The following is a 24,898-nucleotide window of genomic DNA, read 5'->3' as shown; positions in this document are numbered from 1 at the left end:
GCCGCTGCCGGGGGGCGGGGTCAGGGCCCCGGTCAGCGGCATCCACGCAGGTCAGCCGCCCGGTGGGGACGCGCCGGGCGACGGGCCGGGGACGGTGGGGTGGTGGCGCACCGGGGCCCGCGCCGGAGTGTCCCGGCGCGGGCCCGGTGCCTCGGCTCAGAGCTGGTTGAGCCCGATGGCGAGGTCGGTGACCGGCACCTGGAAGGCACCGCGCTCGGCCGCCTGGCCGGTCGCCAGGTTGATCGAGTACAGCCGGCTCTGGCCGCCCACGGTGAGGGTCGCGAAGCCCTGCACGGCGACCGAGCGGCCGTCGCGCACGGTGCTGTAGATGTCGAAGCCGGCGTCCGGTCCGGCGTCGACGCCCAGCTTGCCGACTGCGGCCAGCGTGCCGGCGTTGGCCGGCGACTGGATGTCGAGCTGGTCCAGGGCCGTGTCGATGTCGTGCAGCACCGTGCTGGTGTCGGCGTTCAGGTCGTTGTTGGTGTAGGCCGCCGCGCTGACCCCGGTGGCCGGCGTGGGCATGCCGCCGGCCGTGGTCGCCGGGTAGGCCAGGTCGCCGTCGACGACGGTCGCGCCGTTGGGTGCGTCCGGGTTGGTCGCACCGGCGAAGGGCTGCCGCAGGTTCTGGCCGGTGTTGCTGACGACCCGCAGGGCGTTGGCCGCGGGGTTGAAGTCCACGCCGAAGAACTGCCCCTCCAGGGCCACGCTGAGCTGGCCGACCTTGGTCGCGCCGGCCTTGGCGGCGTCGAGGACGTAGATGCCGCCCTTGTCGCCGACCCCGTAGAGCTTGCCGTTCTGCACCCGGTAGTCGATGCCGACCAGGCGGGTGTCGCCCTGCAGGCTGACCTTGCCGAGCTGCTGGGCGTCGCGGGCCCCGGAGGTGCGGAAGGCGACGAGCGTCCGTCCGTCCTGGGCCAGGCCGACCGCGCGGAGGCCGTCGCCGCTCCCGCCGCGGCCGTCGGAGTGGCTGCTGTCGCCGCCGCGGTACCCGCCGGTCGCGCCGGCGGTCGCCGGGGCGGCCACCGCGCCGGTCAGCAGCGCGGCTGCCACGACGAGCGTCGTCCTGCGAAGGGTGGTGCGCATGGTTCCTCCAGGTGCTGGGCGGCCGCGGTGCCCGGCCGGGCTGCGGCGGTAGGGCATACGTCGGGCACGCCGGCCGCGTTCACCGGATCGGGTGAACAGATGCCGCGGCGACCCGGCCGCCCTCGGTCCCCCTAGGTTCGTCGCGTGGTGCACGCCCCGGGCCGACGGACGGCGCCCCCGTTGCGCGCGCTGGTGGTGGCCACGCACGCCGGGCCGACCGTCGCGGTCACCACCACGGCCACCCTGCTGGCGCTGACCGCGGGCCTGCCGCCGGGCCGGGTGGTGCTGCTCGCGCTGGCCGTCATCGCCGGTCAGGTGTCCATCGGCTGGAGCAACGACTGGCTGGACGCCGACCGCGACCGCGCGGTGGCCCGCGGCGACAAGCCGGTCGCGCAGGGCGCGGTCACCCCCGCCCTGCTGCGCACGCTGGCCACCGCGTCCGCCGCCGCGGCCGTCGTCCTGTCCCTGCTGCTCGGGGCCGTCCCGGGCCTGCTGCTGCTCGTCCTCGTCGCCAGCGGCTGGGCCTACAACGCGGGGCTCAAGCGCACGGCGGTCTCGGTGCTGCCCTACGCGACCGGCTTCGGCGCGCTGCCGGCCGGGGTGGTCGCCGCGGCGCCGGGGACGCCGGCCGCGCCGTGGTGGCTGGTCGCGGCCGGGGCCGCGCTCGGCGCCGCGGCGCACCTGGCCAACGCCGCCCCGGACCTGGAGGACGACCTGGCCACCGGCGTCCGCGGGCTGCCGCACCGGCTCGGCGCCGGCGGCTCGGCCGTCGGCTGCGCGGCGCTGCTCGGCGCGGCGTCCCTGCTCCTGGTCGCCGGTCCCGCCGGGAGGCCGTCGGCCACCGGCTGGGCGGTGCTCGCGCTGGCCGTGCCGGCCGTCGCCGTCGCTGCCGTGGCGGGGACCGTGCGCTTCCGCCGGGCGGCATTCCCCGCCGTGATGCTGCTGACCGTCCTCGACGTGGCGTTGCTCCTGGCCGGTGGGGCGGCGGTCACCTGAGCGGGGACCGGGCGGCCCCTGCCGGGGTCCGGCAGGGGCCGCCGCGGATCACCTCCCGTTCCGGCCGTTGCCGTTGCCGTTGCCCGGCTGCCCGGCCGGCTCGACCGCCGCCGGCTCCTCGGCCGCCGGCTGCTCGGCGACCGGCTCCTCGGCGACCGGCTGCTCGGCGACCGGCTCGTCGGCGACCGGCGCAGGCACGGCGACGCGCCCGGCCTTCCGGGCCTCATTGCGCTCGTGGGCCTCGCGGCTGACGGTGCCGCCGTCGACCCAGCCCTGCCGGGCGCCCTCGCTGACCCAGCTGCCGTGGGACTGGCCCTCGGCCGGCCCCTCCGCCCACTGCTCCTCGGTGACCTGCGGGGCCCCGCCCGCCTCGGGGGCCGTCCCCGTCCCCGCCGGCAGCGGCTCGGCAGCCGGCTCCTGGACGGGCTCGGCGCCGTCCTGCTCGGCGTCGTCCTGCTCGGGCTCGGGCTCGGTCCCGTCCCCGGCCGGGGTCGGCTCGTCGGTCGCGGGCTCGTCCGTGGTGGTGGCGTCCCCGGTCGTGGTCTGCACGACGGGGGCCGGCTCCTCCGGGGTGGTCAGGGCGACGGTGGTCGCCGTACCGGTCAGCGCCACGACGACCGCGCCGGTGCCGGCGGCCGCCTTGGCGACGGCGCCGGCGGCGGCGAACTTGGCGACGAGGGTGGAGATCAGCATGCGGGGCCTCTTCCGTGAGCTCCGGGCGGGTCGCCCGGCCGTCCGTGCGGACGGTTCCTGGGTGGGGACGAGCAGACCGGTCACCAGCAGCTCGGCCAGCGCCGCGTTCGGCCGCCCGGGCGCCGTCGCGCTCGCCCGGACCGCGTCGGTGAACGCGGCCAGGCCGGCGGCGCCGGGCACGGGGCGGCCGGCGAGGCAGGCCGCGAGGGCCCGCTCGTCGGCGGTGGCGTCGGCTGGTGTGGTCATCTCGTCCCCGTCATCGCCGGAGGGCCGCAGAAGGGTGCGCGCCGGCCGTCACCCCTGCGGGTGAGGCGGCGTCGAGGGCGGTCCGCAGGCTGGCCAGCCCCCGCCGCTGCAGCGCCTTGACCGAGCCGACCGACCGGCCCATCACCTGCGCGACCTGCTCCACGGTCAGGTCGGCGAGCACCCGCAGCAGCAGCACCGCCCGCTGGTCGGCCGGCAGCGTCGCGCACAGCCGGTGCACGTCGTCGGTGCCGACCCGCACCAGGACGTCGTCCTCCACGTCGCCCCCGCAGCGTGCGTCGAACGACGCGTCGTCGTCGGCGACCTGCGGACGGCGACCGCGGCGGCGCCAGTCGTCGACCAGCCGTCGGTGGGCGATGGTGAACACCCACGCACGCAGCGCCTCCTCGTCGCCCCGGAAACGGGCCAGGCCGGTCAGCACGCTGATGAAGGTCTCGCTGGCCAGGTCGTCGGGCTCGGCCGCGCCGTGCAGCCGCAGGTAACCGGTGACGGCCGGCGACAGCTCCCGGTAGAGCACCTCGAACGCCCAGGCGGCCCCGGCCTGCGCCCCGGCCAGGACGTCGTCGAAGGCCACCCCCGTCCGCACCTGCACCTCCCGCCGCCGATCCCGTCGTCCCTGGGATCGGCAGGTGCGGGGGCGGACCGGACCACGGTCACCCGGTCGGGCGGGGTCAGATCGGGCCGGTGCCGCGCAGACGCTCCTGCTCGACGACCTCCTCCAGGCCCTTGAGCCGGTCCAGGCCCTGCAGCGCCCGGCGCATCCGCAGGTTGGGCGCCAGCCGCTCTCGGTTGCGCTCCAGGAAGGCCCAGTAGCCGGCGGTGAACGGGCAGGCGTCCTCCCCCAGCCGCTTGCGCGGGTCGTAGCGGCAGCCGCGGCAGTAGTCGCTCATCCGGTCGATGTAGGCCCCGCCGGAGGCGTAGGGCCTGGTGGCCACCCGCCCGCCGTCGGCGTGCTGGCTCATGCCGACGACGTTGGCGACCATCACCCAGTCGTAGCCGTCGACGAAGCTGCGGTGGAACCAGTCGGTCATCGCCAGCGGGTCGATGCCGCGCTGCAGCGCGTAGTTGCCCAGCACCATCAACCGGGGGATGTGGTGCACCCAGCCGTCGCGGCGCAGGTCGCCGAGGACGTCGGACATGCAGGCCGCGTCGACCGCGCCGTCGTCGAGGTCGGCCAGCCAGTCGGGCACGGCCTCGTGCGCTGCCAGGGCGTTGCCGTGCCGGAAGTCGCGGCCGAGGTGCCAGTAGGTGTGCCAGATGTAGTCCCGCCAGCCCATCACCTGGCGGATGAACCCCTCGACGCTGTTCAGCGGCAGCGGGTCGCCCTCGGCCACCGAGTCCCGGTAGCGCTGCTCGGCTGCCTGCACCACCTCGACCGGGTCGAGCAGGCCGAGGTTCAGCGCCGGGGACAGCAGCGAGTGCGCCATCCACCGCTCACCGGCCAGCATCGCGTCCTCGTGCGGGCCGAACGCGCCCAGCCGCGTGTCCAGGAAGTCGCGCAGCCGGTGCAGCGCCTCGGCCCGGGTCGCGGGGAACAGCCGCGGGCCGTCGTCCCCCACGAAGGCCACCTCGCCGTCGGCCGCCCAGCGGTCCAGGTCGGCGCGCACCTGGGCGTCGATGTCGTCCTCCTCCGGCCACCACGGCTCGGGGACGCCGATCCGCCCGTCCCGGGGCGGGGGCTCGCGGTTGTCGTGGTCGAGGTTCCAGCGCCCGCCGACCGGCTCGGCGCCGTCCATCAGCACGTCGTGCCGGCGGCGGTTGTGCCGGTAGAAGTCCTCCATGAGCAGCCGGCCCCGGCCCCTGCCCCCGGCCCAGGCCGCGAACTCCTCCTGCGTGGCGACGAACCCCCGGGCGGCGAGGACGGTGAGGCCGGGACGGCGCAGCACGTGGTCGCGGCTGCTCCAGGTGGTGGGTGCGCACACGCTCACCGGCTCGCGCACCCGGTCCAGCGCCTCGGCGTAGCCCTGCACGCGGTGCAGCTGCGCCTGCTCGCCCAGCTCGGCGGCGCGGTGCCGCAGCGCCGACAGCACCAGGTGGGCCTTCTGGCGGTGGAAGCGGCGGCGGGCGAACACCGCCTTGGACTCGACGAGCAGCACCGGCTGGTCCGGGGCGTCGAGGAAGTGCGGCCCCAGCTGGTCGGCGAAGCACCAGCGCCGGGTGTCCGGCGCGCGGGCCGGGAAGGCGGCCAGCGCGGGGTCCTCCCCCGGCCGCCGCGGCGTGCGCGGCTCCTGCGGCACGGCCTCACCTCCAGGCGCCCATCCTGGAGCGCGAGTTAGGCTCGGCGCGAGCCGGGCCATCGACCTGCGGTGGCCGGCACGCTCCCCTGGAGGTCGACGGCCGTGAACCGCGCACTGCGCGCCGCCACGATGGGCGCCCTGCTGCTCAGCCCGATCGCGCTCACCGCCTGCAGCGCCGGTCAGGTCGCCCAGACGGCCACCCAGAACCGGGACAAGGTCGGCCCGCAGGCCGCGGTCGGCGACGTCGAGCTGCGCGCGATCACCCTCGCCTACCCCCCGGACGGCCTGTACGAGGAGGGCGAGGACGCCGAGCTGGAGATGGCGGTCGTCAACACCGACAACGAGCCCGACCGGCTCGTGTCCATCGAGGGCGAGGCGTTCGAGGGCGTCCTGGTGTCCGGACAGGCCACGCCGGTCCCCGCCGTCCCGGGCTCGCCGTCGGCCGAGCCGGTGGCCGCCTCCCCCAGCGCGCCGGAACCGGCGCCCACGGACCCCGCGGCGACGCCGTCCCCCGGTGCGCTCCCGTCGTCGAGCGCCCCGGCCACGCCGACGGCGAGCTCCACCGTCGACATCCCCCTCCCTGCGCAGTCCACGGTCTTCCTCGGGGGCGACAGCGGGGCGACGGTCCAGCTGGTCGGCCTGACCGAGGAGCTGACCGCCGGCCAGAGCATCGAGGCCACCCTGACCTTCGAGCGCGCCGGTGAGATCACCGTGCAGGCGCTGGTCGGCACGCCCACCCGGGTGGTCCCGCGCGAGGAGCCCTTCGACTTCCACCACGAGGAGGGCGAGGAGAGCGGCACCGACGGCGCCGAGGACGTCGCCCGCGAGCGCGAGGCCGAGGCCGGCGGCGGGGACGGCGACTGAAGGAGGACCCCCGTCCCCCCTGCCCTTCGCGAGCTCAGGGCGGGCCCCTGGACGGGGGCCGTTCCAGCACGTCGCCTCAGGAACGTCACCCCCCGCGGTTAGCGTCGGGGAGTGCCACCTGCCGGAGTGAGGTCCACCCGTCCCGCCCACCGCTGCACCGAGTGCGGCCACGCCTCGGCCAAGTGGGTCGGCCGGTGCCCCGAGTGCCAGGCCTGGGGCACGCTGCAGGAGGTCGGCGCCCCCGCCTCACCACTGCGCGCCGTGGCCGCCGGCCCGGTGACCGCACCGGCGGTGCCGATCGCCCAGGTGGAACTGGCCGCCGCCCGTGCGGTGCCCACCGGCATCGACGAGTTCGACCGCGTCCTCGGCGGCGGGCTGGTCCCCGGCGCGGTCCTGCTGGTCGCCGGCGAGCCCGGGGTCGGCAAGTCCACGCTGCTGCTCGAGGTCGCCCACCGGGTGGCCGCCACGAACGGCCCGGCCCTCGTCGTCTCCGGGGAGGAGTCCGCGGCCCAGGTGCGGCTGCGCGCCGAGCGGATCGGCGCGCTGCACGACCGGCTCTACCTCGCCGCGGAGACCGAGCTGTCCGCCGTCCTCGCCCACGTCGAGGACGTCGCACCCTCCCTGCTCGTGCTCGACAGCGTGCAGACGGTGCGCTCCCCCGCGGTGGAGGGCACCGACGGCGGGGCCACCCAGGTGCGGGCGGTGGCCAGCGCGCTCACCGCCGTCGCCAAGAGCCGCGGGATGACCACCATCCTGGTCGGCCACGTCACCAAGGACGGCGCCATCGCCGGGCCGCGCACCCTGGAGCACCTCGTCGACGTGGTGGTCTCCTTCGACGGGGAGCGGCACTCCACGCTGCGGCTGGTGCGGGCGATGAAGAACCGCTTCGGCCCGGCCGACGAGATCGGCTGCTTCGAGATCGGCGACACCGGCGTCGTCGGCGTCCCCGACCCGTCGTCGCTGTTCGTGTCCCGGCGCAGCGCACCGGTCCCCGGCAGCTGCGTCACCGTCACGCTGGAGGGCAGCCGGCCGCTGCTGGCCGAGGTGCAGGCCCTCGTCGCCGGCACCGGCGGCGGCGGCTCGCCCCGCCGGGCGGTCAGCGGCCTGGACTCCCAACGCGTCGCGATGGTCAACGCCGTGGTGGAGCGGCGCGGGCGGGTCAAGCTGGCCGACGCCGACGTGTTCGCCGCCTCCGTGGGCGGGGTGCGCATCGCCGAGCCCGCGGCCGACCTGGCCCTGGCCCTGGCCATCGCCTCGGCGGCCAAGGACGTCCCCCTCCCTCGCGGCCTGGTCGCGGTGGGCGAGGTGGGCCTGTCCGGGGAGATCCGCCGCGTCGGCGGCACCGGCCGGCGGCTGGCCGAGGCGGCCCGGCAGGGCTACAAGGTCGCGTTCGTCCCCGAGGACGCCGGCAGCGCGCCCCGGGGCATGCGGCTGGTCGAGGTGCCCGACCTCGGAGCCGCCTTCACCCGGCTGTTCTGAGGCGCTACCGTTTCGTTTCCGGGGGTTCACCGGCGACCGCCGGGACGCCCCGCGCCACGTAGACTCAGCCGCCACCACCTCGAACGTCAGGAGCGCTCGTGCCCCCCGCTGTGGACTCCGAGGTCGCGCTCCGCGAACTGCTCGGCCGCATCGCACCGGGCACGGCGCTGCGGGACGGTCTGGAGCGCATCCTGGCCGGGCGCACCGGCGCGTTGATCGTGCTGGGGTACGACCGGGTGGTCGAGTCCATCTGCACCGGTGGCTTCGCCCTCGACGTCGCGCTGTCGGCCACCCGGCTGCGGGAGCTGGCCAAGATGGACGGCGCGGTGATCGTCTCCTACGACGGCACCCGCATCGTGCGGGCCGGCGTGCACCTGATGCCCGACCCCACCGTGCCCACCGAGGAGTCCGGCACCCGGCACCGCACCGCCGAGCGGGTCGCCATCCAGAGCGGCTTCCCGGTGATCTCGGTCAGCCAGTCGATGCTCATCATCAGCGTCTACGTCGCCGGACGGCGCTACACGCTGGAGCACCCGACCACCATCCTGGCCCGCGCCAACCAGGCCCTGGCCGCCCTCGAGCGGTACAAGCTGCGCCTGGACGAGGTGGCCAGCACGCTGTCGGCGCTGGAGATCGAGGACCTCGTCACCGTCCGCGACGCCATGAGCGTGAGCCAGCGGCTGGAGATGGTCCGCCGGATCGCCGACGAGATTGAGGGCTTCGTCGTCGAGCTGGGCACCGACGGGCGGCTGCTCGCGCTGCAGCTGGACGAGATGCTCGCCGGCGTCGAGGAGGACCGCGCGCTGCTCGTGCGCGACTACCTGCCCTCGGGGCTGCGCCGGCCGCGGGGCATCGAGGAGGTCCTCGCCGACCTGCGCGCGCTGTCGGCCACCGAGCTGCTCGACCTGTCCGCGGTGGCCCGCTGCTACGGGCTGCCGACGTCCGCCGACGCGCTGGACTCCCCGGTCAGCCCGCGGGGCTACCGCCTGCTGGCCCGCGTCCCGCGGCTGCCCGCGAGCATCATCGACCGCCTGGTCGACCACTTCGGCGGCCTGCAGAAGCTGCTCGCCGCCACCATCGAGGACCTGCTGGCCGTCGAGGGCGTCGGGGAGGCCCGGGCCCGCGGCATCCGCGAGGGCCTCTCCCGGCTGGCCGAGACCTCGATCCTCGACCGCTACAGCTAGAGGAGGACCCTCCTGCCCCCCACCGCTCGCAAGCTCGCGGCGGGACCCTGCAGGAGGGCCGGCTCAGGAGACGGTGAAGGGCACGTCGGGGCTGACCTCGGTGTCCAGCCGGCCGCGCAGCACGTACTCCCCCGGCGCCGGCGTCGTCCGCGGGGCGGTGCAGGACGGCTCGCTGGTCAGCCCGCCCCACACCAGGGAGGCGGTCACCGACTCCCCCGGCGCCAGGGTGCGGGTCTGGGTGCCGTCCCCGGGGAAGCAGTCGTTGCTGCCCCACACCCGGTTGCCGGCTTCGTCCAGCAGCAGCACCTCCTGCAGGCGCTCGTCGAGGACCCGCACGCACGGCACCGGCGAGACGTTGGTGACCACCAGCTCGAACGTCGGCTTGCTGCCGGCCGGTGCGCTGCCCGGGCTGCGCACCACGAGCTCGACCGCGTCGTCCCCGCAGGGGCCCCCGGGGGCCTGGGTCGCCGCGGGCGGCTCGGCGGACGGCTCCGGCTCGGCGGGTGGCTCGGGCGCCGGGGTGGGCGTCCGGACGCCGGTCACCGGGGGCAGCACCCGCTCCAGAGCGGGCGGCTCGGTGGCCGCGGCCGCGGAGGTCGCCGCGGCCGTGGCCGTCGACGTCCGCCCGGGAGCACCGCCGAGGGCGGCCACGAGCAGCCACCCCCCGCCGCCCAGGACCGCCACGACCAGCAGCAGGACCAGCAGCCGCCGCCGCCAGTAGACCGCCGTGGGCAGGGGGCCGACCGGGTGCAGCACCCCGAGAACGGTAGTGCGCGCCCGGAGGCGTGCCCACGGCGGCACGCCGTCCCCTGGGGGCGGCACACTGGGACCCCGTGGACAGCCCGGCCCGCGCCTTCCCGCCGTCGCCCGACGCCGTCGGCGACACCCTCGTCGACTGGTTCGCCTCCGCCGCCCGCGACCTGCCGTGGCGCCGCCCGGACACCGACCCGTGGGCGGTGCTGGTCAGCGAGGTGATGCTGCAGCAGACGCCGGTGGCCCGCGTCGAGCCGGTGTGGCGGGAGTGGGTGGCGCGCTGGCCCACCCCGGCAGCGCTGGCCGCCGCGTCCCCGGCCGAGGTGATCCGCGCCTGGGGCAAGCTCGGCTACCCGCGGCGGGCGCTGCGGCTGCGGGAGACCGCGGTCGCCCTGACCGAGCGGCACGGCGGCGTCGTGCCGTCCGACGTGGCCGCCCTCGAGGCGCTGCCCGGTGTCGGGACCTACACCGCCCGTGCCGTCGCCTGCTTCGGCCACGGGCAGCCGCAGCCGGTGGTCGACACGAACGTGCGTCGGGTGGTGGCCCGGCTGGTGCACGGCCGGGCCGACGCCGCGCCCGCGCGGGCGGCCGACCTCACCGACGTCGCGGCGCTGGCCCCCGCAGACCCGGAGCGGGCGGTGCGGTTCTCCGTGGCGGTCATGGAGCTCGGCGCGCTGGTGTGCGTGGCCCGCACGCCGCGCTGCGCGGTGTGCCCGGTGCGGACGGCCTGCGCGTGGCGGCTGGCCGGGTCCCCGGCGGCCGAGGGACCGCCGCGCAGGGTGCAGCGGTTCGCCGGCACGGACCGGCAGGTCCGCGGGCGGCTGCTGGACGTCCTGCGGGCCGCTGAGGGGCCGGTGGCCGCACCGGCGCTGGAGCCGGCCTGGGCGGAGGCCGTGCAGCGCTCGCGCTGCCTGGACTCCCTCCTCGCCGACGGGCTGGTCGAGCAGACCGCCGACGGTCGGTTCCGGCTGCCCGCCTGACCCACCCGCCGCGCCAGTCAGGCCGCGATCATCGGCGGGTGGCTGCCCGACACGCCGGGATGCGGCGACCACCCGCCGATGATCACGGCGGGCCCAGCGGGGGCGGGTCGGGGCCCCCCAGGCGAAGGAGGGGCCGCCTCCCTCGCGGGAGACGGCCCCTCCGGGTCGTGCGCTCAGCTCACTCGGCCTGGGCCGGGGGCTCCTCGTCGCCACCGGACAGCGCGACCGGCGGGGTGTCGGGGAGGTCGATCGGCTTGGCCTCGCCGCGGAAGGTGAACTTCGCGTCGGTGCCCTCGCCCTCGACGTCCACCACGATGATCTGACCGGCGGTCAGCTCGCCGTAGAGGATCTTCTCGCTGAGGGCGTCCTCGATCTCGCGCTGGATGGTCCGGCGCAGCGGCCGGGCACCGAGCACCGGGTCGAACCCGCGGTGGGCGAGCAGCTTCTTCGCCGCCGGGGTGATCTCCAGGGCCATGTCCTTGTTGGCCAGCTGGGTCTCCACCCGGGCCGCCATGAGGTCGACGATCTCGATGATCTCGTCCTCGGTCAGCTGGTGGAACACCACGATGTCGTCGATGCGGTTGAGGAACTCCGGCCGGAAGTGCTGCTTGAGCTCCTCGTTGACCTTGAGCTTCATCCGCTCGTAGTTCGACTGGGTGTCGTTGCCGACCTGGAAGCCCAGACCCACGGCCTTGGAGATGTCCCGGGTACCGAGGTTGGTCGTGAGGATCAGGATCGTGTTCTTGAAGTCCACGATCCGGCCCTGACCGTCGGTGAGCCGACCGTCCTCCAGCACCTGCAGGAGCGTGTTGAACACGTCCGCGTGCGCCTTCTCGATCTCGTCGAAGAGGACCACCGAGAACGGCTTGCGCCGCACCTTCTCGGTCAGCTGGCCACCCTCGTCGTAACCGACGTAGCCGGGAGGGGCACCGACCAGCCGCGACACGGTGAACCGGTCGTGGAACTCGCCCATGTCGATCTGGATGAGCGCGTCGTCCTCACCGAAGAGGAACTGGGCCAGCGCCTTGGCCAGCTCCGTCTTACCCACACCGGAGGGGCCGGCGAAGATGAACGAGCCACCGGGACGGCGCGGGTCCTTGAGGCCCGCCCGCGTCCGCCGGATCGCCTGGGAGACGCTCTTGATGGCCTCTTCCTGGCCGATGATCCGCTTGTGGAGCTCGTCCTCCATGCGGAGCAGACGCGTGGTCTCCTCCTCGGTCAGCTTGAAGACGGGGATGCCGGTCCAGTTGGCCAGCACCTCGGCGATCTGCTCGTCGTCGACCTCGGCGACGACGTCCATGTCGCCGGCCTTCCACTGCTTCTCGCGCTCGGCCTTCTCGCCCAGGAGGGTCTTCTCCTTGTCGCGCAGCGACGCGGCCTTCTCGAAGTCCTGCGCGTCGATGGCGGACTCCTTCTCGCGGCGGATGGCCGCGATCCGGTCGTCGAACTCGCGCAGGTCCGGCGGGGCGGTCATCCGCTTGATCCGCATCCGGGCACCGGCCTCGTCGATCAGGTCGATCGCCTTGTCCGGGAGGAAGCGGTCGGAGATGTACCGGTCGGCCAGCGTCGCGGCGGCGACGAGGGCGCCGTCGGTGATGCTGATCCGGTGGTGCGCCTCGTACCGGTCGCGCAGGCCCTTGAGGATCTCGATGGTGTGCTGCAGCGTCGGCTCGCCGACCTGGATGGGCTGGAAGCGGCGCTCCAGCGCCGCGTCCTTCTCCAGGTGCTTGCGGTACTCGTCCAGCGTGGTGGCGCCGATGGTCTGCAGCTCACCGCGGGCCAGCATCGGCTTGAGGATGCTGGCGGCGTCGATCGCGCCCTCCGCGGCACCGGCCCCGACGAGGGTGTGGATCTCGTCGATGAACAGGATGATGTCGCCGCGGGTGCGGATCTCCTTGAGGACCTTCTTCAGCCGCTCCTCGAAGTCACCGCGGTAGCGGCTGCCCGCGACGAGGGCCCCCAGGTCCAGGGTGTAGAGCTGCTTGTCCTTGAGCGTCTCGGGCACCTCGCCCTTGACGATCGCCTGGGCCAGGCCCTCGACGACGGCGGTCTTGCCGACGCCGGGCTCGCCGATGAGGACGGGGTTGTTCTTGGTCCGCCGCGACAGGACCTGCATGACCCGCTCGATCTCCTTGGCCCGCCCGATGACCGGGTCGAGCTTGGAGTCGCGCGCGGCCTGGGTCAGGTTGCGGCCGAACTGGTCGAGCACCAGCGAGGTGGACGGCGTGCCCTCGGCCGGGCCGCCGGCGGCGGCGGGCTCCTTGCCCTGGTAGCCGGACAGCAGCTGGATGACCTGCTGGCGGACGCGGTTGAGGTCCGCGCCCAGCTTCACCAGCACCTGGGCGGCGACGCCCTCGCCCTCGCGGATCAGGCCGAGCAGGATGTGCTCGGTGCCGATGTAGTTGTGGCCGAGCTGCAGCGCCTCGCGCAGCGACAGCTCCAGCACCTTCTTGGCGCGCGGCGTGAAGGGGATGTGGCCGGAGGGGGCCTGCTGGCCCTGGCCGATGATCTCCTCCACCTGCTGGCGGACGCCCTCCAGCGAGATGCCGAGGGACTCGAGCGCCTTGGCGGCGACACCCTCACCCTCGTGGATCAGGCCCAGGAGGATGTGCTCGGTGCCGATGTAGTTGTGGTTGAGCATCCGGGCCTCTTCCTGGGCCAGGACGACCACGCGGCGGGCTCGGTCGGTGAACCGTTCGAACATCTGCTGCTTCTCCTCTGACCGGCTGGTCCGGCGCTGCCCTCCCCTGGTGGGGAGGAGCACCCGACGTCCGTCGGCGCGCGGGGCACCGGTCTTTCCACTGTAGTCGCGGTCTCCGTCCCCCCGTCGGCACGCGGCCGGTGCGGAGGAGGGGAGCTGTTCGGTCCAACCGATGGTCGCCGACCGGTGTTCCGCGCCGGTTACGCCCAGAGCAGACGCGGCGTCAGCGGGTCAGGGCCAGGCACACCCAGCACAGCGGCCCGTCGTCGTCGGCGTCCTCCGGCCAGGCCCAGACGGCCGGGTCGAGCAGGGTCACCGGGGCCAGGCACAGCGCCCGCCCGGCGACGAGCCCCTCGTCCCCGACCGCGTGCAGCCGGCTGGGCGCCGTCCCGCCCCACGGCGAGCGGGGCGCCGCGGCGTCCACGCCGGCGGTCCAGTGGTCCCGCCCGGAGGCGGCCACCCGGCGCCGTCCGGCCGCTCGCCACGGCCCCTGCACCGCGGCCGGCGTGCGGGGCCGTGGTGCGGCGACGCCCGCGGCGGGCGCCGGGTCGTGACGGGTGGTCGTCTCGGCCGCGTCCTGGCTCATGCCCAGACCGTCGCCGGACCGTCCGGGGACTCCCCAGGGTCGAAGGTCCCTGCCCGGCCGCCGGTGACCTCTTGTGACGGGACGACGACGGCCCGGCACCTCACCGAGGTGCCGGGCCGTGGCGACGTGCTGGAACGGCCCCGCTGCAGGGTCCCGCCGCGAGCCTGCGAGTGGCGGGGGGCGAGGGGGTCCTTCGTCTAGTGGGCGGCCTCGTAGGCCTCGACGACGCTGCTCGGGATGCGTCCGCGGTCGCTGACCGCGTGGCCGTTCTTGCGCGCCCAGTCACGGATGGCGCCGGCCTGCTCACGGTCCATGCGCCCGCCGCCGCCGGTGGCCCGGGAGCGACCGCCACCGGAGGCCCGGCCGCCGCCGCGACCGACCTTGCGGGCGGCCTGCACGTAACGGGAGAACGTGTCCCGCAGTTCCTGCGCGTTCTTCTCCGAGAGGTCGATCTCGTAGCTGGTGCCGTCGAGCGAGAAACTCACCGTCTCGTCCGCGGGCACGTTCTCGTCGAGGTCGTCACTGAGGATGACCTGCACCTTGCGTGCCATTCGTCTGATCCGCTCCCACACTGCTCGCGCGATCCGGGCCCGAATCGGACCGAACCGGGTTGAACTCACTGTCGAGAACGACCATAGACCATTCGCGGAAAGGATGGACGCATCACGCACAATTGAGTGAGAAAGGGCACCGCGGCGTTCAGCTGGACAGCGGCCGCACCAGTGGGAACAAGATGGTCTCGCGGATGCCCGACCCGGTGAGCGTCATCATCAGCCGGTCCATGCCCATCCCCACGCCACCGGTGGGCGGCATGCCGTACTCCAGTGCCTCGAGGAAGTCCTCGTCGAAGGCCATCGCCTCCGGGTCGCCCTGGGCGGCCAGGCGGGACTGCGCGACCAGGCGCTCGCGCTGCGCCACCGGGTCGACCAGCTCGGAGTAGGCCGTGGCCCGCTCCACCCCGGCGATGTAGAGGTCCCACTTCTCGGCCAGCCCGGGCTGCGACCGGTGCGCCCGGGTCAGCGGGGAGGTGTCCAGGGGGTAGTCGACGACGAAGGTCGGCTCCTGCAGCGTGTCCTGCACCAGCGCCTCGAACAGCTCCTCGACCACCTTGCCCGGCAGCCAGGCCGGGTCCACGCCCACGTCGTGCCGCTCGGCGAGCGCCCGCAGGTCGGCCACCGGCGTCTGCGGGGTGACCTCCTCGCCGACGGCGTCGGAGACCGCGGCGTACAGCGGCACCTGCCGCCACTCCCCCGACAGGTCGATCTCGGTGCCGTCGTTGTGCCGCGCCACGTGGTCGCCGAACACCGCGGCGCAGCACTCCTGTGTCAGCTCCCGGGTGAGGGTGGCCATCACCTGGTAGTCGGCGTGGGCCTGGTAGGCCTCCAGCATCGCGAACTCCGGTGAGTGCGTGCTGTCGGCTCCCTCGTTGCGGAAGTTCCGGTTGATCTCGAAGACCCGTTCCAGGCCGCCGACGATGCAGCGCTTCAGGAACAGCTCCGGCGCGATGCGCAGGTACAGGTCGAGGTCGAACGCGTTCATGTGCGTGCGGAACGGCCGCGCCGCGGCACCGCCGTGCACCGTCTGCAACATCGGTGTCTCGACCTCGAGGAAACCGCGCGCGGCCATCGAGGACCGCAGCGTGGACACGACGGTCGCGCGCTGGCGCACGGTGCGCCGGGCCTCGTCGCGCACGATGAGGTCGACGTAGCGGCGCCGCACCCGCAGTTCCTCGCTCATCGGCTTGTGCGCCACGGGCAGGGGCCGCAGCGCCTTGGCGGCCATCTGCCAGGAGTCGGCGAAGACCGACAGCTCCCCGCGGCGGGACGTCCCGACCTCGCCCTCGACGAAGACGTGGTCGCCGAGGTCGACGTCGGACTTCCACGCGCCGAGGGCGTCGGCGCCGACGCGGTCGAGGGAGAGCATGACCTGCAGCTCGGCGTCGCCCTCCCGCAGCGTCGCGAAGCACAGCTTGCCGGTGTTGCGCACGAAGATGACCCGGCCGGTGACGCCGGCCCGCTCACCGGTCGTGGTGTCCGGCTCCAGGTCGGGGTGCCGTTCTCGCACCGCGGCCAGCGTGGTCGTGCGCGGCACGGCGACCGGGTAGGGGTCGATGCCGGCCTCGCGCATCCGGTCCAGCTTCGCCCGGCGCACCCGCAGCTGTTCGGGGAGTTCGTCGTCGGGCGGACCCGGGGGTTGCTCACTCACGGGCAGCGAGCCTACGGGGAGGCGGTCAGCGTCCCTGGTGCCGTTCGAAGGCCAGCCGCAGCCCGTGCACGGTGAGGTCGGGCTCCCGCGCGCCGATCGACCGGCAGCTGTCGGCGACGAGCGGGGCCAGGCCCCCGGTGGCCACGACCACCGGGGTGGTGCCGAACTGCCCGGCCAGCTCGGCGGCGATCCGGGCGACCAGCCCGTCGACCAGCCCGGCGAAGCCGAGCACCAGGCCGGACTGCAGGGCCGCGACGGTGTTCTTCCCGATGGCCTGCGGCGGCACGGTGAGCTCCACCGAGCGCAGCTGCGCCGCCCGGGTGGCCAGCGCCTCCAGGCTCACCTCCACCCCGGGTGCCAGCGCCCCGCCGAGGAACTGCCCGTCGGGGCCGACCGCGTCCACGTTGGTCGACGTGCCGAAGTCGACCACCACGACCGGTCGCCCGCGGCCGTCGGGGGCGCGGCCGAACAGCTCGTGCGCGGCCAGGGCGGTGACCACCCGGTCGGCGCCGACCTCGCGCGGGTTGTCCACGTGCAGCGGGACGCCGGTCCGGACGCCGGGGCCGATGAGGACGACCGGCACCTCCAGGGAGTCCAGCAGCGCGCGCAGCGCCGGCAGCAGCGCGGGCACCGTGGAGCAGGCCGCCACCCCGGTGACCTCGGTGCCGCGCAGCAGCCCGCGCCAGACCATCCGCAGCTCGTCGGAGGTGGCGCGGGCCGCCGTCGTCACCCGCCAGCTGCCCACCCGCCGCGCGCCGTCGAAGGTGGCCAGCACGGTCTGGCTGTTGCCGACGTCGACGGTGAGCAGCACGGCTACACCACCTCCTCGCTGGCGCTCGTCGACGGCTTCGCCGCGCCCCTGCGCCCATGGTGAGCTCGCAAGCTCGCTCACTCCGCCCGCAGGTCGAGGGCGAGGTCGAGGATCGGCGCGGAGTGCGTGAGCCCCCCGACCGACAGGTAGTCCACGCCGGTCTCGGCCACCGCGCGGGCCACCTCGAGGGTCAGCCCACCGGTCGCCTCCAGCTCCGCGCGGCCGGCGACCAGGGCCACCACCTCGCGCAGGACGTCGGGCGGCATGTTGTCGCAGAGCAGGAAGTCCGCGCCGGCCTCGACGGCCTCGACCGCCTGCTCGGGCAGGTCCACCTCGACCTGCACCGTCACCCGCGGCGCCCGCTCGCGCACCGCGGCGACGGCCGCGGCCACCGAGCCGGCGGCGGCCACGTGGTTGTCCTTGACCATGGCGACGTCGTAGAGGCCCATGCGCTTGTTGGACCCGCCGCCGCACCGGACGGCGTACTTCTCCAGCGGACGCAGGCCCGGGGTGGTCTTGCGGGTGTCCAGGACGACCGCGCCGGTACCGGCGACCGCGTCGACCCACCGGCGGGTGAGCGTGGCGATGCCGCTGGCCCGGCTGGCGACGTTCAGCGCGCTGCGCTCGGCGGCCAGCAGCGCCCGCACCGGCCCGCGCACGGTGAGCAGCACGTCGCCGCGGGTGACCCGGTCGCCGTCGGCGGCCCCGGCGGTCAGGGCGGCTCCGGGGGCCAACCGGGTGATCACCCGGGCGGCCACCGGGAGGCCCGCGAGCACGCCGTCCGCGCGGGCGACGAGGTCGGCGGTGCCCAGCTGCCCGGGCGGCACGGTGGCCGCGCTGGTGACGTCGTGGGCGACGGCGAGGTCGGGGGCGCCGGGCAGCGGGGCTCCGCCGGTCAGGTCCTCGGCCAGGGTCCGCTCGACCAGCTCGGTCACCCACGCCTCGTCCAGCCCGGTGCCCTCCAGCGAGCGCGGGTCGCTCACCACGGCGGCACCACCGGCGTCCCGACCGGGCGGCGGGTCACCCGCACGGCGCCGTCGGCGTCCAGCCGCAGGTCCAGGTGCACCCGCCAGTCCTCCGCGGGTCCGGGGTGGTCCTCGCGCCAGTGGCAGCCGCGGGTCTCCTCGCGGGCCGCGGCCGCGGTGGTCAGGGCGCTCGCGACGGTGAGCAGGTCGGTGGCCTCCCAGCCGGCGACGCCGGGTGCGGTGTGTCCGTCCAGCCCGGCCGCCAGCGCGGCCAGCCGCCCGGTCGCCTCGGCCAGCCCGCTGCCGGTGCGCAGCGCACCCACCCGGGCGGACATGGTCTCGGTGACCTCCCGGCGGCCGGCGGGATCGAGCAGCCCGGCCGGCGCGGCCCCCGGGGCCACCGCGGGCGCGGACGGCGGGAGGTGGGCGGCGAGCTCCGCGCCGATGCGGGCGGCGAACACCAGCCCCTCCAGCAGCGAGTTCGACGCCAGCCGGTTGGCCCCGTGCACGCCGGTGCACGCCACCTCGCCGCAGGCGTAGAGCCCGCGCACCGTCGTCCGCCCCACCAGGTCGGTGGCCAGCCCACCGGAGGCGTAGTGCGCGGCCGGGGTGACCGGCACCAGGTCGGCGACCGGGTCGACGCCGGCCGCCCGGCAGCTGGCCACGATGGTCGGGAAGCGCGCCGCCAGGCCGGGCACCGCGCGCGCGTCGAGCCAGACGTGGTCGACGCCGTCGCGCAGCTGCACGCGGGTGATGGCCTTGGCGACGACGTCGCGGGGGGCGAGCTCGGCCAGCGGGTGCGCCCCGGCCATGAACCGCTGCCCCGCCCCGTCGCGCAGCACCGCGCCCTCGCCGCGCAGCGCCTCGCTGACCAGCGGCTGCTGGCCGCGCGCGCCCGGACCCAGGTACAGCGCGGTGGGGTGGAACTGGACGAACTCCAGGTCGGTGGCCACCGCGCCGGCGCGCAGGCCCAGCGCCACGCCGTCGCCGGTGGAGACCGGCGGGTTGGTGGTGGCGGCGTAGACCTGCCCCATGCCCCCGGTGGCGAGCACGACCGCGCGGGCGCGCACCGCCCCCACGCCGTCCGCGCTGCCCTCGCCCAGCACGTGCAGGGTGACCCCGGCGGCGCGGCCGGCGGCGTCGGTGAGCAGGTCGAGGACCATCGCGTGCTCGACGAGGGTGACGCCGGGGTCGGCGCGGACGGCGTCGGTGAGGGCGCGCTGCACCTCCGAGCCGGTGGCGTCGCCGCCGGCGTGCACGATCCGCCGCGCGGAGTGCCCGCCCTCGCGGGTGAGCAGCAGCGTCCCGGCGCGGTCGCGGTCGAAGGCGGCGCCCCAGTCGATGAGCTGACGCAGCCGCCCGGGGCCCTCGTGCACGAGCACCGAGACGGCGTCGGGCTCGCACAGCCCGACGCCGGCCACCTCGGTGTCCCGCGCGTGCGCCCCGGGGGTGTCGGCCGGGTCGAGGACGGCGGCGATGCCGCCCTGCGCCCAGCGGGTCGACCCGTCGTCCACCCGGACCTTGGTGACGACGGCGACCGACAGCCCGGCCGCCCGGGCGTGCAGGGCCACGCACAGCCCGGCGATGCCGGAGCCGACGACGCAGACGTCGGCGGACAGCTCCCAGCCGGGTGCCGGCGCGGCCAGCCGCCGCGGGAGCCCGGTGACCGTCCCGGCCGTGACCGCCGTCACCGGACCGGCACGCCGAGCGGGCTCCGGGCCTGCCCGGCCGCGCCGGGGACCGGGGCGGAGGGGTCCCCGCCGAGCTCGACGACCCGGTTGGCGGCGTCGACGTGCACGACCCGCGGGAGGTGGGCCTTCGCCTCGGTCTCGTCCATGACGCCGTAGCTGATCAGGATGACCAGGTCGCCGGGGTGCACGAGGTGGGCGGCGGCGCCGTTGATGCCGATGACGCCACTGCCGCGCTCCCCGGGGATGACGTAGGTCTCCAGCCGGGCGCCGTTGGTCACGTCGACGATCGCCACCTGCTCGCCGGGGATGAGGTCCGCGGCGTCCAGGAGGTCCTCGTCGACGGTCACCGAGCCGACGTAGTGCAGGTCGGCCTGGGTGACCGTCGCCCGGTGGATCTTGGACTTGAGCATCGTGCGCATCATCGCGGGTCTCCCAGCTGGATCTCGGTGTTGTCGATGAGTCGGGTGCTGCCGGCGCGGGCGGCCAGCAGCAGGCGGGCCGGGCCGGCGGCCGGCGGCGGGCCGAGGCCGGGCCCGGTGAGCTCGAGGTAGTCGAGGGTCAGCCCGGGGGCGGTGGCCAGCTCCGCGCGTGCCGCGGCGAGCACGGCGTCGGCACCCCGCGGGCCGGCGTCCGCGCCGGCGCGCAGCGCGCGGGACAGGGTGGCCGCGGTGGCCCGCTGCTCCGGGGAGAGGTAGCGGTTGCGGGAGGACAGCGCCATGCCGTCGTCCTCCCGGACCGTCGGCACGCCGACGACCGCCACGCCGAGGGCCAGCTCGCGGGCCATGGCCCGGATGAGCGTGAGCTGCTGGTAGTCCTTCTCGCCGAACAGCGCGACGTCCGGGCGGACCAGGCCGAACAGCGTCGCGACGACGGTCAGCACGCCGGCGAAGTGCCCGGGGCGGACGGCGCCCTCCAGCACGTCGCCCAGCGGGCCGGGGTGCACGGTCACGCCGGCCGCGCCCGGCGGGTAGACCTCCTCGACCGCCGGGTGGAAGACCACCTCGACGCCCTCGGTGGCCAGCGCGGCCAGGTCGGCGTCCCAGGTGCGCGGGTAGCGGTCGAAGTCCTCGCCGGGGCCGAACTGCGTCGGGTTGACGAACACCGACACGACGACGCTGCCGGCCCGCTCCCGCGCGGCGCGGACCAGCGCGCGGTGCCCCGCGTGCAGGGCGCCCATCGTGGGCACCAGCGCGACCGGGCCGGGCAGCTCCGCGACCAGCTCGCGCAGCCCGGCGGCGGTCTCGGCGACCACCGGCCGGCTGCTCACCGGGAGCCGGCCGGGTCACCGGCCGCCGCGAGCAGGTCGACCAGGGGCGCGCCCTCGTGCCGCTTGAGCCGGCCGCTGGCCAGCGCCCGCTCGGTGGTCCGCCGGGCCAGCGCCACGTAGGCGGCGACGGCGTCCGGCGCCCGGTCGGCGAGGGTGTCCAGGTGGTGGCGCACGGTGCCCACGTCGCCGCGGCTGACCGGGCCGGTGAGCGCCCGGTCGCCGCGGCGCAGCCCGTTGTCCAGGGCCGCGGTGAGCAGCGGGGCGAGCACCCGGCCGGGGTCGGCGACGCCCGCGGTGCGCAGCAGGTCCGCGGCCTCGGCGACCAGCGTGACCAGGTGGTTGGCGCCGGTCACCAGCGCGGCGTGGTAGAGCCCGCGGTCGGCCTCGGCGACGGAGAACGGCTCGCCGCCCATCTCCAGGACCAGGGTCTCGGCCACCGGCCGGTGCTCCGGTGCGCTGGTGACGCCGAAGGGCGCGCCGGCGAGCCGGTCGGCGTCCTCGGGCGCGCCGGTGAAGCTCATCGCCGGGTGCAGGGCCAGGGGCAGGACGCCGGCCCGTGCGGCCGGGTCCAGGACGGCCAGGCCGTGCGCCCCGGAGGTGTGGAAGGCCAGCTGACCGGCCCGCCACACGCCGGTCTCCGCCAGGCCGGAGACCAGGCCGGGCAGGCTGTCGTCAGGGACGGCGAGGACGACCAGGTCCGCGGCGGCGACGACCTGGTCGGTGGGCAGCAGCGGGACGCCGGGCAGCAGCCGGGCGGCGCGCAGGGAGGAGGCGGCGGACAGGCCGGCGGCGGCGACCACGTCGTGGCCGGCGGCGGCGAGGGCGGCGCCGAGGACGGCGCCGACGCGCCCGGCACCGACGATGCCGACGCGGAGGCGGGCGGGGGCGGCCGCAGCGGGGGGCAACCCGGCCGCGCGGGGCGTCCTGCGGGCAGCAGGCATCGGTACACCTCTCGTTCCAGTCCCTCACGGGTACCGGACTCGCGGTCGCGGGCTCCGCCGTTGGAGCCCGTCGGGTGGTGCGGTGCTGCGGTGGTGCGGTGGTGCCGGCGCGCGCCCCGCTGCGACCGGAGGTGTCACGCGGGTGGCGCGCCGAAGGCGAGTGTGTGTCCGGTTCGGGACGCGTGCAACGCCTCCCCCTGTGGGCTGGCTCACCCTGCCCGGACCTACGGTGGCCGGCGGCAGCGACACGGACGGCGGGAGGACACCGGTGGGCGGTTTCGAGGGACGGACGGCGCTGGTCACCGGCGCGAGCCGGGGCATCGGCCTGGCCATCGCGCACGGCCTGGTGGCGCGCGGCGCCCGCGTCGTCGTCACCGGCCGCAGGCCCGACGCGCTAGCCGAGGCGGTGACCGCGCTCGGCGGACCGGGGGTGGCCGTGGGGGTCGCCGGCAACGCGGGGGACGCCGCGCACCGCGCGGAGGCGGTGCGCACCGCCGTGGACTCCTTCGGCAGCCTGGACGTGCTCGTCGGCAACGTCGGCATCAACCCGGTGCACGGTCCGCTGGTCGACCTGGACCTCGGTGCCTTCCGCAAGATCCTCGACACCAACGTCGTCGGCACGCTGGGCCTGGTGCAGGAGGCCTGGCGCGCCTGGATGGCCGAGCACGGCGGATCGGTGCTGCTCGTCGCCTCGGTGGCCGCACTCAAGGCCTCGCCGATGATCGGCGGCTACGGGGTGAGCAAGGCTGCCCTGGTCAACCTGGTCACCCAGTTGGCCGTGGAGCTGGCGCCGCGGGTGCGGGTCAACGCGGTCGCCCCGGCCGTGGTGCGGACCCGCTTCGCCGGGGCGCTGTACGAGGGCCGGGAGGCCGAGGCCGCGGCGCAGTACCCGGTGGGCCGGCTCGGCGAGCCCGAGGACGTCGGCGAGGCCGCGGCCTACCTGCTCGGCGACGGCGCGGGCTGGGTCACCGGCCAGACGCTGGTGCTCGACGGGGGTGCGCTCTCCCGCGGCCCCGCCTGAGGGCCCGTGCTCAGTCCCGGCCGAGCACCCGGGCGAGGACGTCGTCGCTCTCGCCGTCCTCCCGGTAGCGCCGCCGCCGGCGGGCACCGGACGACGGGGTCGGGCCGCGGTCACCGGGCGCCGCCGCCGGCACGGCCGCGGCCGGTGCGGGGACCGGCGGTCGCAGCCGCGGGGCGAGCGGGCGCTGCGCGGCCGGCACGGGGACGGCGGGGAGGGGCGGACGGCGAGGGGGCCGGGCCTCGACCGGGGGCAGCACCGGCTGCGGACGCCGGGGCGGTGGCGGAGCCGGCGGACGTGCCCCGACGGCCACCTCGGCGGCCGGTCCCGGGTGGGGGGACGGCGTGCCCGGCGCCACCGGCTCGACCGCCGGCCCGGCGGACAGCCGGCCGACGTCGGCGCGCAGCTCGGCGAGGTCCTCCCGCAGGCCGGCGAACTCCGCGAGGTCCCGCCGCGAGCCGGCGAGCTCGGCGAGGTCCTGCCGCAGGCCGGCGAGCTCGGCGAGGTGTCCGCGCAGGCCGGCGACCTCGGCCACCTCGCCGCGCAGCTCGACCAGCCGGGCGACCTCCCGCCGCAGCTCCGCGACGTGGGCCAGCTCGCCCCCCAGCGCGGACAGCTGGGCGCGCAGCGCCGCGACCTCGGCCCGCAGCGGCTCCTCCGCGGGCCGCCGCACGTCGTCCGCCTGCCGGGCCGCGACCTCGTGCCGGAGCTGCTCGGTCACCGCGGCCTCCCGCTCGGCGGCCGCCCGCTGGAGCTCCGCGAGCCGCGTGAGCTCGGTGGCGCCCGGCCCGTCGGGCGCGGCCCGGCGGGCGGCGAGCAGTGCCGCGACCACGAACGCCCAGGCCGCGGCGAGGACGGCCAGCCGGAGCAGCTGCGGGTCGTCGGTGAGCAGGACGCCCGCCGTGGCACCGGCGGTCAGGACGCACCCGGCGGCCAGGCCCACGACCCGCAGCGCCGGGGACACCGGTCCGCCGTCGTCCCCGTCGCCACGCACGGTGCCCATGCTGGCGCCCCGCAGGCCCCTGACCGGGGAGGAGCGCCGACGGTGACCGGGGAGAGACCTGCTCCTACTGCGCGAGGGCCCCGTCGGAGCTGAAGACCAGGCCGATCGACACCTCGCCCTGCTGCAGCGCGGCCTTGGTCAGCGGGCCGCCGCTGTCCAGCTCGCGGAACTCGGCGAACTGCAGGCCGTAGGTCTCCTCCAGGCCGGGCTGGCAGAACGGTCGGGTCGGGCACTCGGTCGGACCGCCGAGGACGAGCGAGCCGTCCCCGCAGGCGTCGGCGAGCTCGGACAGGGTGGACACACCGAGCCCGTCGGCGAAGGCGCGGGTGACGGCGAAGGCGTTCTGGTCGGCGGCCTCGGACGGCTGGCCGAACACCAGCCCGACCTGCTCGGCCAGCGGCCGCAGCGCGGTCAGCGTCTCCTGCACGTCGCCACTGGCGACCGGCTCGGCATCGGGACCGTTGGCCTGCCGGTTGAGCGTCTCGGTCACGGTGGCCAGGTACTCGGGGAAGACCTGGATGTCCGCGCCGGAGATGAGCGCCGGCAGGTACAGCTCCCGGTTGCCCACCTCCCGGACCGAGGCGTCGAAGCCGGCCGCGTCCAGGACGTTGGCGTACACGTTGGCCAGGATGGTCGACTCGGTGAAGTTGGCCCCGCCGACGACGACCGGGCCACTGCCCTGCTGCAGCGTGGCGGTGTCGACGTTCTCCTCGACCCAGGCCGCGGCGACGTCCTCGGCACCCTGCCGCTGGAGGTCGACGGCGCCGTTGAGCTCGATCAGCTCCTGGGTGGTCATGGCCGCCGACACCGCGTCGAGCGCGGGCAGCAGCGCCGGGTTGGCCTGCGCGGTGGCCGCGTTGACCGCCGGGACGATGTTGTCGGCGTTCTGCAGCTGCTGGTCGTCCTCCAGCACGACGAGCTGGTCACCGGCGACCGGGGCGCAGGCGTCACCGGCGGCGGCGCCACCGCTGGCGGCGGACCCGCCGCTGCCGGAGGACCCGGACTCACCGCAGGCGGTGAGGAGCAGCCCGGTGAGGGCCAGGGGGAGGAGTGTGCGTGCACGGCTGCGCATGTGGCCCGCCTTCTGTGTCCCGCGCGGCCGGAGGCCGCGGCGCGTGTCTGGCGGGAGATCCCGCGTGGCCATGGAACCGCGCACCGCCCCGCCCGACCACGGACA

23 protein-coding genes are annotated in these 24,898 nt (G+C 76.0%); 6 read left to right on the top strand and 17 right to left on the bottom strand.

Going from position 1 to position 24,898, the window contains the following annotated elements; genetic code table 11:
* Positions 1–156: 156 nt before the first annotated feature.
* Entirely contained in the window at positions 157–1,083 is a 927-nt protein-coding gene (locus RTG05_RS03080; protein ID WP_166527415.1) for a DUF4394 domain-containing protein, read from the bottom strand.
* A gap of 144 nt (positions 1,084–1,227) precedes the next feature.
* Between RTG05_RS03080 and RTG05_RS03075 the strand changes: the two genes are divergently transcribed.
* A complete protein-coding gene (locus RTG05_RS03075) occupies positions 1,228–2,079 on the top strand; it encodes a UbiA family prenyltransferase (protein WP_315912274.1) in 852 nt (283 codons plus the stop codon).
* Between the two features lie 48 nt (positions 2,080–2,127).
* Here the strand turns inward: RTG05_RS03075 and RTG05_RS03070 are convergent, their stop codons facing one another.
* The 3 genes from RTG05_RS03070 to RTG05_RS03060 all read right to left on the bottom strand — a co-directional run bounded on the left by RTG05_RS03070 (position 2,128) and on the right by RTG05_RS03060 (position 5,273).
* Positions 2,128–3,018, bottom strand: coding sequence for a hypothetical protein (locus RTG05_RS03070; RefSeq protein WP_166527414.1), 891 nt, complete (start codon positions 3,016–3,018; stop codon positions 2,128–2,130).
* A 10-nt stretch (positions 3,019–3,028) separates the two neighbouring features.
* Positions 3,029–3,622 (bottom strand): RNA polymerase sigma factor, encoded by a 594-nt coding sequence (locus RTG05_RS03065; RefSeq protein ID WP_166527413.1) that lies wholly within the window; start codon positions 3,620–3,622, stop codon positions 3,029–3,031.
* A gap of 85 nt (positions 3,623–3,707) precedes the next feature.
* Positions 3,708–5,273, bottom strand: a complete 1,566-nt coding sequence (locus RTG05_RS03060) for a cryptochrome/photolyase family protein (protein WP_208104765.1) — start codon at positions 5,271–5,273, stop codon at positions 3,708–3,710.
* A gap of 102 nt (positions 5,274–5,375) precedes the next feature.
* Between RTG05_RS03060 and RTG05_RS03055 the strand changes: the two genes are divergently transcribed.
* From RTG05_RS03055 to disA, 3 genes are all read left to right on the top strand, one after another.
* The gene (locus RTG05_RS03055; RefSeq protein ID WP_166527412.1) at positions 5,376–6,137 is read left to right on the top strand and encodes a copper chaperone PCu(A)C domain-containing protein; all 762 of its coding nucleotides are present in this window, start codon (positions 5,376–5,378) and stop codon (positions 6,135–6,137) included.
* Positions 6,138–6,263: 126 nt separating this feature from the next.
* Entirely contained in the window at positions 6,264–7,616 is a 1,353-nt protein-coding gene (gene radA / locus RTG05_RS03050) for a DNA repair protein RadA (protein ID WP_315912273.1), read from the top strand.
* A 98-nt stretch (positions 7,617–7,714) separates the two neighbouring features.
* The gene (disA, locus tag RTG05_RS03045) at positions 7,715–8,800 is read left to right on the top strand and encodes a DNA integrity scanning diadenylate cyclase DisA (protein WP_089306193.1); all 1,086 of its coding nucleotides are present in this window, start codon (positions 7,715–7,717) and stop codon (positions 8,798–8,800) included.
* 63 nt (positions 8,801–8,863) lie between these two features.
* On the opposite strand, the gene RTG05_RS03040 is transcribed toward disA, so the two are convergent.
* Complete coding sequence (locus RTG05_RS03040) at positions 8,864–9,556, bottom strand: MucR family transcriptional regulator (protein ID WP_166527410.1); 693 nt, start codon at positions 9,554–9,556, stop codon at positions 8,864–8,866.
* A 77-nt stretch (positions 9,557–9,633) separates the two neighbouring features.
* Between RTG05_RS03040 and RTG05_RS03035 the strand changes: the two genes are divergently transcribed.
* On the top strand, positions 9,634–10,533 hold the full coding sequence (locus tag RTG05_RS03035; protein WP_208104764.1) for an HhH-GPD family protein: 900 nt from the start codon (positions 9,634–9,636) through the stop codon (positions 10,531–10,533).
* Positions 10,534–10,711: 178 nt separating this feature from the next.
* Here RTG05_RS03035 and RTG05_RS03030 read toward each other — a convergent pair whose 3' ends face one another.
* The 10 genes from RTG05_RS03030 to RTG05_RS02985 form a co-directional block, all read right to left on the bottom strand.
* Positions 10,712–13,237 (bottom strand): ATP-dependent Clp protease ATP-binding subunit, encoded by a 2,526-nt coding sequence (locus RTG05_RS03030; protein WP_166527408.1) that lies wholly within the window; start codon positions 13,235–13,237, stop codon positions 10,712–10,714.
* Positions 13,238–13,457: 220 nt separating this feature from the next.
* Positions 13,458–13,820: a hypothetical protein gene (locus RTG05_RS03025; protein ID WP_315912272.1), complete on the bottom strand. Its 363-nt coding sequence runs from the start codon at positions 13,818–13,820 to the stop codon at positions 13,458–13,460.
* 197 nt (positions 13,821–14,017) lie between these two features.
* On the bottom strand, positions 14,018–14,371 hold the full coding sequence (locus RTG05_RS03020) for a histone-like nucleoid-structuring protein Lsr2 (protein WP_166527407.1): 354 nt from the start codon (positions 14,369–14,371) through the stop codon (positions 14,018–14,020).
* A gap of 148 nt (positions 14,372–14,519) precedes the next feature.
* Entirely contained in the window at positions 14,520–16,025 is a 1,506-nt protein-coding gene (gene lysS, locus RTG05_RS03015) for a lysine--tRNA ligase (RefSeq protein WP_166527406.1), read from the bottom strand.
* Between the two features lie 25 nt (positions 16,026–16,050).
* On the bottom strand, positions 16,051–16,836 hold the full coding sequence (locus RTG05_RS03010; RefSeq protein ID WP_166527405.1) for a type III pantothenate kinase: 786 nt from the start codon (positions 16,834–16,836) through the stop codon (positions 16,051–16,053).
* 77 nt (positions 16,837–16,913) lie between these two features.
* Entirely contained in the window at positions 16,914–17,819 is a 906-nt protein-coding gene (gene nadC / locus RTG05_RS03005; RefSeq protein WP_315912271.1) for a carboxylating nicotinate-nucleotide diphosphorylase, read from the bottom strand.
* Positions 17,816–19,492, bottom strand: coding sequence for an L-aspartate oxidase (locus RTG05_RS03000; protein ID WP_315912270.1), 1,677 nt, complete (start codon positions 19,490–19,492; stop codon positions 17,816–17,818). The genes nadC and RTG05_RS03000 overlap by 4 nt, the downstream gene beginning before the upstream one ends.
* Positions 19,489–19,914: an aspartate 1-decarboxylase gene (gene panD, locus RTG05_RS02995; RefSeq protein ID WP_166527403.1), complete on the bottom strand. Its 426-nt coding sequence runs from the start codon at positions 19,912–19,914 to the stop codon at positions 19,489–19,491. The genes RTG05_RS03000 and panD overlap by 4 nt, the downstream gene beginning before the upstream one ends.
* Positions 19,911–20,744 carry a pantoate--beta-alanine ligase gene (panC, locus tag RTG05_RS02990; RefSeq protein ID WP_315912269.1) on the bottom strand — a complete coding sequence of 278 codons (834 nt, stop codon included), beginning with the start codon at positions 20,742–20,744 and terminating at the stop codon, positions 19,911–19,913. Before panC ends, panD begins: the two co-directional genes overlap by 4 nt.
* 11 nt (positions 20,745–20,755) lie before the next feature.
* Complete coding sequence (locus RTG05_RS02985) at positions 20,756–21,700, bottom strand: Rossmann-like and DUF2520 domain-containing protein (RefSeq protein ID WP_166527401.1); 945 nt, start codon at positions 21,698–21,700, stop codon at positions 20,756–20,758.
* Positions 21,701–21,968: 268 nt separating this feature from the next.
* Between RTG05_RS02985 and RTG05_RS02980 the strand changes: the two genes are divergently transcribed.
* Positions 21,969–22,721: an SDR family oxidoreductase gene (locus tag RTG05_RS02980; protein ID WP_166527400.1), complete on the top strand. Its 753-nt coding sequence runs from the start codon at positions 21,969–21,971 to the stop codon at positions 22,719–22,721.
* Between the two features lie 10 nt (positions 22,722–22,731).
* Here RTG05_RS02980 and RTG05_RS02975 read toward each other — a convergent pair whose 3' ends face one another.
* Positions 22,732–23,712: a DUF6779 domain-containing protein gene (locus RTG05_RS02975; RefSeq protein WP_166527399.1), complete on the bottom strand. Its 981-nt coding sequence runs from the start codon at positions 23,710–23,712 to the stop codon at positions 22,732–22,734.
* 73 nt (positions 23,713–23,785) lie between these two features.
* Positions 23,786–24,793 (bottom strand): glycine betaine ABC transporter substrate-binding protein, encoded by a 1,008-nt coding sequence (locus tag RTG05_RS02970; RefSeq protein WP_166527398.1) that lies wholly within the window; start codon positions 24,791–24,793, stop codon positions 23,786–23,788.
* Positions 24,794–24,898 lie beyond the last annotated feature (105 nt).

Origin of the sequence: Geodermatophilus sp. DSM 44513 (genome assembly GCF_032460525.1) — a bacterium.
Classification (GTDB): domain Bacteria; phylum Actinomycetota; class Actinomycetes; order Mycobacteriales; family Geodermatophilaceae; genus Geodermatophilus.
The sequence above is the reverse complement of the archived record's forward strand: the minus strand, read 5'-3'. Positions and strand labels throughout refer to the sequence as shown.

Coding starts and splice junctions, on each gene's coding strand:
- RTG05_RS03080 (WP_166527415.1), bottom strand. CDS start 1,083: ATGCGCACCACCCTTCGCAGGACGACGCTCGTCGTGGCAGCCGCGCTG.
- RTG05_RS03070 (WP_166527414.1), bottom strand. CDS start 3,018: ATGACCACACCAGCCGACGCCACCGCCGACGAGCGGGCCCTCGCGGCC.
- RTG05_RS03030 (WP_166527408.1), bottom strand. CDS start 13,237: ATGTTCGAACGGTTCACCGACCGAGCCCGCCGCGTGGTCGTCCTGGCC.
- RTG05_RS03025 (WP_315912272.1), bottom strand. CDS start 13,820: ATGAGCCAGGACGCGGCCGAGACGACCACCCGTCACGACCCGGCGCCC.
- RTG05_RS03020 (WP_166527407.1), bottom strand. CDS start 14,371: ATGGCACGCAAGGTGCAGGTCATCCTCAGTGACGACCTCGACGAGAAC.
- panD (WP_166527403.1), bottom strand. CDS start 19,914: ATGATGCGCACGATGCTCAAGTCCAAGATCCACCGGGCGACGGTCACC.
- RTG05_RS02985 (WP_166527401.1), bottom strand. CDS start 21,700: ATGCCTGCTGCCCGCAGGACGCCCCGCGCGGCCGGGTTGCCCCCCGCT.
- RTG05_RS02970 (WP_166527398.1), bottom strand. CDS start 24,793: ATGCGCAGCCGTGCACGCACACTCCTCCCCCTGGCCCTCACCGGGCTG.